9 protein-coding genes are annotated in these 6,665 nt (G+C 65.2%); 4 read left to right on the forward strand and 5 right to left on the reverse strand.

Translation table 11 applies throughout. From position 1 onward, the window contains the following. The first annotated feature begins 131 nt into the window (after window positions 1-131). Together AC3A3W_RS12985 and AC3A3W_RS12990 are read left to right on the forward strand one after the other, a co-directional pair. Window positions 132-458 (forward strand): ArsR/SmtB family transcription factor, encoded by a 327-nt coding sequence (locus AC3A3W_RS12985; protein ID WP_487443385.1) that lies wholly within the window; start codon window positions 132-134, stop codon window positions 456-458. Beyond that, window positions 455-1,162 carry a cation diffusion facilitator family transporter gene (locus tag AC3A3W_RS12990; RefSeq protein ID WP_487443387.1) on the forward strand — a complete coding sequence of 236 codons (708 nt, stop codon included), beginning with the start codon at window positions 455-457 and terminating at the stop codon, window positions 1,160-1,162. The genes AC3A3W_RS12985 and AC3A3W_RS12990 overlap by 4 nt, the downstream gene beginning before the upstream one ends. On the opposite strand, the gene AC3A3W_RS12995 is transcribed toward AC3A3W_RS12990, so the two are convergent. The 4 genes from AC3A3W_RS12995 to AC3A3W_RS13010 are packed head-to-tail and all read right to left on the reverse strand — an operon-like array spanning window position 1,141 to window position 3,495. Beyond that, the gene (locus AC3A3W_RS12995; protein WP_487443389.1) at window positions 1,141-1,905 is read right to left on the reverse strand and encodes an ABC transporter permease; all 765 of its coding nucleotides are present in this window, start codon (window positions 1,903-1,905) and stop codon (window positions 1,141-1,143) included. The two genes, AC3A3W_RS12990 and AC3A3W_RS12995, sit on opposite strands and share 22 nt — an antisense overlap. Then, window positions 1,902-2,777: an ABC transporter ATP-binding protein gene (locus tag AC3A3W_RS13000; protein ID WP_487443391.1), complete on the reverse strand. Its 876-nt coding sequence runs from the start codon at window positions 2,775-2,777 to the stop codon at window positions 1,902-1,904. Before AC3A3W_RS13000 ends, AC3A3W_RS12995 begins: the two co-directional genes overlap by 4 nt. Next, complete coding sequence (locus AC3A3W_RS13005) at window positions 2,774-3,142, reverse strand: DUF1048 domain-containing protein (RefSeq protein ID WP_487443393.1); 369 nt, start codon at window positions 3,140-3,142, stop codon at window positions 2,774-2,776. The genes AC3A3W_RS13000 and AC3A3W_RS13005 overlap by 4 nt, the downstream gene beginning before the upstream one ends. Before the next feature lie 2 nt (window positions 3,143-3,144). Continuing rightward, window positions 3,145-3,495: a PadR family transcriptional regulator gene (locus AC3A3W_RS13010; protein ID WP_487443394.1), complete on the reverse strand. Its 351-nt coding sequence runs from the start codon at window positions 3,493-3,495 to the stop codon at window positions 3,145-3,147. 160 nt (window positions 3,496-3,655) lie between these two features. Here AC3A3W_RS13010 and AC3A3W_RS13015 point away from each other — a divergent pair, with 160 nt between their 5' ends. Beyond that, the gene (locus AC3A3W_RS13015; protein WP_487443396.1) at window positions 3,656-5,071 is read left to right on the forward strand and encodes a TrkH family potassium uptake protein; all 1,416 of its coding nucleotides are present in this window, start codon (window positions 3,656-3,658) and stop codon (window positions 5,069-5,071) included. Between the two features lie 65 nt (window positions 5,072-5,136). Here AC3A3W_RS13015 and AC3A3W_RS13020 read toward each other — a convergent pair whose 3' ends face one another. After that, on the reverse strand, window positions 5,137-6,435 hold the full coding sequence (locus AC3A3W_RS13020; protein WP_487443398.1) for a TrkH family potassium uptake protein: 1,299 nt from the start codon (window positions 6,433-6,435) through the stop codon (window positions 5,137-5,139). Here AC3A3W_RS13020 and AC3A3W_RS13025 point away from each other — a divergent pair. Next, window positions 6,410-6,665, forward strand: a 256-nt coding sequence (locus AC3A3W_RS13025) for a hypothetical protein (RefSeq protein WP_487443399.1), incomplete at its 3' end; no start/stop codon positions are given. The genes AC3A3W_RS13020 and AC3A3W_RS13025 overlap by 26 nt on opposite strands.

Consider the following 6,665-nt stretch of genomic DNA (forward strand, 5'->3'; position numbering starts at 1 on the left):
TATAGGACGTCTACACGGAGGCCGGGCGGCCACCCGCCAGCGGCCCCGCGTCGGAGCCGCGGGGGAACCTTCGGAAGTCGGTGCCTTGGATACACCGTTGCGTGAATACACTGGAGATGTACTTTTGGGCCATGGAAACGCTCACTCAGGCTCCTGTGCTGGCCAGGTTCGGCTACGCGGTGTCGGACCCTACCCGCGCCCGGATCCTGCTGGCACTCTCCGACGCCCCGTCCTATCCCTCGGACCTGGCCGACTCCCTGGGGGTGTCCCGGCAGAGCATGTCCAACCACCTGACGTGCCTGCGCGGCTGCGGCCTGGTCGTCGCCGTTCCGGACGGGCGGCGGAGCCGGTATGAACTCGCGGACGCCCGGCTGGGCCATGCAATCAGGGACCTGATTGGTGTTGTCCTCGCGGTGGACCCGGCCTGCTGCGCCCCCGACGGGGAGTGCTTCGCATGACGGCGCTGCTGCACGCACCAAGCCCGGAACGCCGCGCCGTGCTGAGCCTCAGGATCCGGATATTCGCTGCCGCGACCATCACCTACAACCTCGTCGAGGCCGTAGTGGCGCTATGGGCCGGCGGCGTCGCCGACTCCTCGGCGCTGATCGGCTTCGGGCTGGACTCGGTCATTGAGGTGACTTCCGCCCTGGCGCTGTCCTGGCAGTTCTCCGCCAAAGACCCGGAGCGGCGTGAGCACCTGACTTTGCGGATCATCGCCGTCTCCTTTTTCGCCCTCGCCGCGTTCGTGACCGTGGACGCCGTCCGGGCCCTGTCAGGCGGGGAAGAGGCGCAGCATTCAACCCCGGGCATCGTGATCGCGGCGCTGAGCCTGGCGAGCATGCCTGTGCTGTCCTGGGCGCAGCGCCGGGCTGGGCGCGAACTCGGTTCCCGGACAGCCGTGGCCGACTCCAAGCAGACACTGCTGTGCACCTACCTCTCCGCTGTCCTGCTGGTCGGGCTGGTTCTGAACAGCGCCCTGGGCTGGTGGTGGGCGGACGCCGGTGCAGCCCTAGTGATCGCCGGTATTGCCGTCCGGGAAGGCATCAACGCCTGGCGGGGCGAGGCCTGCTGCGCCATCCCGCACACCGGTGACGGCCATGCTGAGAAAGACGATGACTGCTGTGCCGGGTGCGAATCAGATCAGCTGATCTTGCGGCGGTAGCTGGCGTTCGCGAAGGCGTAGGCGACGGCGAGAATGCCGACCAGCCAGGCGAGGGCGATCCAGATGTCACTGCCGACGGGTTCCTGGGCGAACAGGGCCCGGATGGAGTTCACGATGGAGGTCACGGGCTGGTTCTCGGCAAACCATGCGACCGGGCCGGGCATCGAGTCGGTGGGCGCGAACGCCGAGCTGATGAATGGCAGGAAGATCAGCGGGTAGCTGAACGCGCTCGCGCCGTCGACAGTCTTGGCCGAGAGCCCGGCGATCACGGCGATCCAGGTCAGCGCGAGGGTGAACAGGACCAGGATGCCGGCGACGGCGAGCCAGGCGGCCCCGGATGCTCCGGTGCGGAACCCCATGATCAGCGCGACGCCGGTGACGAGCGCGACCGAGACCAGATTCGCGGCCAGGGAGGTGAGCACGTGCGCCCAGAGCACACTCGACCTCGCGATCGGCATGGACTGGAAGCGTTCGAAGATGCCGCCCTGCATGTCGAGGAACAGCCGGTACGCGGTATACGCGACGCCGGACGCGATGGTGATGAGCAGGATGCCGGGGAGCATGTAGTTGACGTACGACTCGCCGGATCCGGTATTGATCGCGCCGCCGAACACATACACGAACAGCAGCATCAGCGCGATCGGGGTGACCGCCGTAGTGATGATCGTGTCGGGGCTGCGGAGGATGTGGCGCAGCGAGCGGCCCGTCAGGACGCCGGTGTCGCCGAGGACGTTCGCGGTCATCGGGCTTCCTTTCGTGCCGGGACGGCACCATCGGTGCGGTCGTCGACGGCGGTGCGGCCGCCGTCGTCGGTGCGGTCGTCGACGGCGGTGCGGTCGCCGTCGTCGTTGTCGGTCCCGCCGGTGTCACCGACGAGGGCGAGGAAGACGTCCTCGAGGGAGGGCTGCTTCTCGACGTATTCGACCGTGGCGGGCGGGAGAAGCCGCTTGAGTTCGCTGAGGGTCCCGTTCTGGATGATCGTGCCCTTGTGCAGGATCGCGATGCGGTCGGCAAGCTGTTCGGCCTCGTCGAGGTACTGCGTCGTGAGCAGCACGGTCGTTCCCTGGCCGGCGAGGTCCTTGACGGTCTGCCACACCTCGATGCGCGCCTGGGGGTCGAGGCCCGTCGTCGGTTCATCGAGGAAGATGATCGGCGGGTTCCCGATCAGGCTCATCGCGATGTCGAGCCGGCGTCGCATGCCGCCCGAGTACGTCGACGCCTTGCGGTTCCCTGCGTCGGTGAGCGAGAAGCGGGCCAACAGGTCGTCGGCGATCGCCCCCGGGTTCTCCAGGTGGCGCAACCTGGCGACGAGCACGAGGTTCTCCCGGCCGGTGAGCACTTCATCGACGGCGGCGAACTGTCCGGTCAGGCTGATCGCCTCGCGCACGTCATCGGGCTGTGCGGCGACGTCGAAGCCGCGAACCGTCGCGGTGCCGGCGTCGGCCTTCAGCAGCGTCGACAGGATCCGCACCAGCGTGGTCTTGCCCGCACCGTTCGAGCCGAGCAGTGCGAAGATGCTCCCCGCCCTCACGTCGAAGTCGACGCCCCGCAGCACGTGCAGGTCCTTGAACGACTTCTCGATGCCCTGGACGCGGATGGCTGCTTCCGCGGTCATCTCGTTTCCTCCTGCTGGGCATTCTCGATCGCCTTCACCAGGCGTGCGCGCTCCTTGTCGATCCAGCGCGTACCGCCGTAGGCCTGGGTGAACGTCTCGGCGAACTCGACGGGGTCGTCGCCGACGATCGCGCTCACCGGCGTTCCGTCGACGGCGGCGCGCTCCCAGAGGTCGGCGAAGTCGCCGAACATCCTGACGAGGGTGTCGCCGTCAGTGACGCCGCCGTAATACATAAAGTACCGCTCGAACGCCTTCGCGGCGGTGCCGTAGGGCTCGGGGAGGGCCGCGATGCGGGCCTTGTACTGCCTGTACTGCTTCTTCTGCTCGAGCGACCCGGTGAGGGCTTCGATCCACTTTGCCGCCATGATTACGCTCCTTCTTCCTGCGGGTTTTCGATGTGGTGGTGCAGCTTTTCGATCCGTTCTGCGAGGAACGTCCAGGTCTTCCAGAATTCTTCGAGGTACTCGCCGCCCAGTGCGTTCAGCGTGTAGACCTTGCGCGGCGGCCCCTTCTCGGATGGGACCTTCGCCACGTCCACGAGGCCGCGCTGCTCGATCCTGACAAGCAGCGCATAGACGGTGCCCTCGACGATGTCGGAGAAGCCCTGTTCGCGCAGCCGGGCCGTGATCTCGTAGCCGTATGCCGGCCGCGCGGCCAGGATCGCGAGGACGATCCCCTCGAGCGTGCCCTTGAGCATCTCGGTCATCTGTTTGCCCATGGAACCCTCCCTCAACTACTTAGTGTTGCTGACTACCGCTAAATAGTATCACTGAGTAGTGGCCGCGCAAGGGGTTCAAGCGAATCCCTGTGTTGGCAGCACTTTCCGTGTGGTTGACTGACACTTACCAGAACTGAAACCGCACGACAGGGAAACCGACATGTCGAGCACGGACAGCCAATGGACCGAGGAGCTAAGGAAGAACCTCCGCCGTCCGGGAATTGCGTTGAGCAATGCACTGGACCGGATGGCAAAGTATGCCCCTGCGCGGCTCGCTCTCACCGCATACGCTCTGGTTACCCTGTTTTTTACGTTTTTTCTGACGCTGCCGGTTTCCACGGCGCAGGGTCAAACGACGCCACTCCACGACGCGGTGTTCGTCGCCGTGTCCGCGGTGACCGTGACAGGCCTGGTCACGGTCAATACTGCGGAACATTGGTCCTTTTTCGGTGAGGCCGTCATTCTGGCCGCAATCCAGACCGGCGGGCTGGGCATCGTGACGTTGGCTGCCCTGCTGACGAAGGCGGTGACACGGCAGCTGGGTGTGCGCAGCAAACTTCTGGCTCAACAGAGTCTGGGTGTGGACGCTCAGAGGCTTGGCGAAGTGGGGAACCTCCTACGAACCGTGGTCGTGACCACCCTGACGCTGGAACTCGCCCTGGCCGTGTTCCTCATTCCCCGGTTCATCATCGTTGAGGAATCGTGGACCGAGGGTCTGTGGCATGGAGTCTTCTACGCTATATCGGCCTTTAACAACGCCGGATTCGTGTCCCACGCGGACGGGCTTGCCGCCTACACCACTGATTTGTGGATTCTGATCCCACTGATGGCAGGGGTTTTCATCGGCAGTCTCGGTTTCCCGGTTTTCGTGGTGTTCCGGGCCGTTGGATGGAACATCCGGGAGTGGAACCTGCACACCCGCCTTACCGTGTCGGTGTCCCTGATCCTTCTTGTCCTGGGCGCCATCCTCTGGGCGGCCATGGAATGGTCCAATGAGAACACGATCGCGACCATGAGCCCAGGCGAGAAAATACTCAATGCCATCTTCGCCTCCGTCATGATGCGCTCCGGCGGGTTCAACCTCGTTGACACCGCTGCATCCAACACCGTCACGCTCTTGAGCACAGATGCTCTGATGTTCGCCGGAGGCGGGTCAGCCTCCACGGCGGGGGGAATCAAAGTCACCACCCTGGCCATACTGTTCCTCGCCATTGTGGCCGAAGCCAGGGGAACGAAGAACGTCAGCGTCTTCACCCGCACCATCCCCGAGGACGCCCTGCGCGTCGCCATCAGCGTCACCTTCCTCGGAGCGACCATCGTCCTCGTCGGAACTGGCATGCTCATGGTCGTCACTGACGCGCCCATGGACCGCATCCTCTTTGAAGTCATCGCGGGCTTTGCCACCTGCGGACTCAGCGTCGGGCTCAGCCCGGAGCTGCCTCCGGAAGGCAAATACATCCTTGCAGCCCTGATGTTCGCCGGCCGACTAGGACCCATCACCTTCGCAGCGGCCCTCGCCCTCCGCCAACGCGATCAGCTCTACCGCTACCCCGACGAACGACCCATCATCGGTTGAGCAAGAAGCATTCCTTTCCGCGCTGCACGCAGCGCTCCGCGCCCTCTGCCGAAGCTTGGCGGGGGCTAGCCGATGATGGGCCGTTCCTCGGGGAGCTGGAAGAGGCGCGGCCGGGATGACAGGGCGAGGGCCGAGGCGACGGTGATGGTGCCGATACGGCCGATGAACATCAGGGCCATGAGGACCCACTGTGCGGAGGGCGGAATGTTGAAGGTGATGCCGGTGCTCATTCCGACAGTGGCGAAGGCTGAGATGGACTCGAAGAGTACTTTTTCAAGGCTGTAGTCCGTGAACATGAGCAGGAGCATGGTGCCGCTGATGACGGCAGCAACACCGAGCAGCGCCACGGAGAGTGCTTGGCGCTGTGACGAAGAGCTGATGGAGCGGTGGGCGATGGTGACGTGGTCGCGGCCGCGGACTTCGTTCCAGATGGCAAAGCCCAGCACCAGGAACGTGGTGACCTTGATGCCGCCGGCCGTGCCTGCGCTGCCGCCGCCGATGAACATCAGGACATTCGTGACCATGAGGGTTTCGGGCGCCGCGGCCCCGTAGTCGATGCTGTTGAACCCTGCAGTGCGCGGGAAGACGCCGCCGGCGAGGGCGCCCAGCAGTTTGCCCTGGAAGGACATCGGTCCGAGGGTTTCGTCCCTGTTCCATTCGAAGGCTCCGAAGAGCCCGATGCCGACAGCCAGGAGCAGCAGCGTGCCGTAGACGGTCAGGCGGAGGTGCACGCTCCAGTCCTTTACCCTGATCTCGCCGCGCATCAGCTGGATGATCACCGGGAATCCCAGTCCTCCGGCGATAATCGCGGTGCAGATGGGAATGATGATCCACCCGTCCTCGGCAAGGCCGATGAGGTTGTCGCTGTAGAGCGAAAAGCCCGCATTGTTGAACGCCGAGACCGCGTGGAACGTGCCGTGCCACAGCGCAGCGGCGGGGTTCTGATCGTAGGCGATCCAGAAGCGGCCCGTCAGCACCGCGGCCGTGGCCGCTTCGAACAGGAGCATGATCTTCGCGACGCGGAACAGCACGGCCCGGACGTCGCCCAGGTTCAGCGTGTGGGTCTCCGTTTGGGCGACCAGCTGGCCGCGCAGGCCGATGCTCTTGCGGACCAGCAACGCCAGGAGGGTTGCCAGGGTCATGATCCCGAACCCTCCGGCCTGGATGAGGATCAGAATGACGGCCTGGCCGAACGGCGTCCAGAACGTGGCCGTGTCCACGGTGATGAGTCCGGTGACGCACACAGCCGATACGGAGGTGAACAGGGCCGGCAACAGAACGTCGGCATCCGCTCCGGTGCGCGACACCGGCAGCATCAGCAGCCCGGCGCCGAGCATGATGACTGCCAAGAATGCCAGCGGCACCGAGCGGACCGGGTGGAGCAGCGCCCGCCTGACCGCGCTCTCCGGCCGCCGTGCCTTGGGTGCGCCGTTCCAGGGAATGCCTTTGAGATCAAGGGCGTTGCCCTGGTCCGGGCCTGGACTGCCGCTGCGCGACCTCAACTGGTTCCTTTTCACGTGCGCGTTTGGGTCAGCCGACGTGGATGCCGGGCCTGCGGTCCGGATCCGGTTCGTTCTCGCGGATGATTTCGCGG

It is taken from the genome of Arthrobacter sp. Soil_N43 (genome assembly GCF_057655195.1).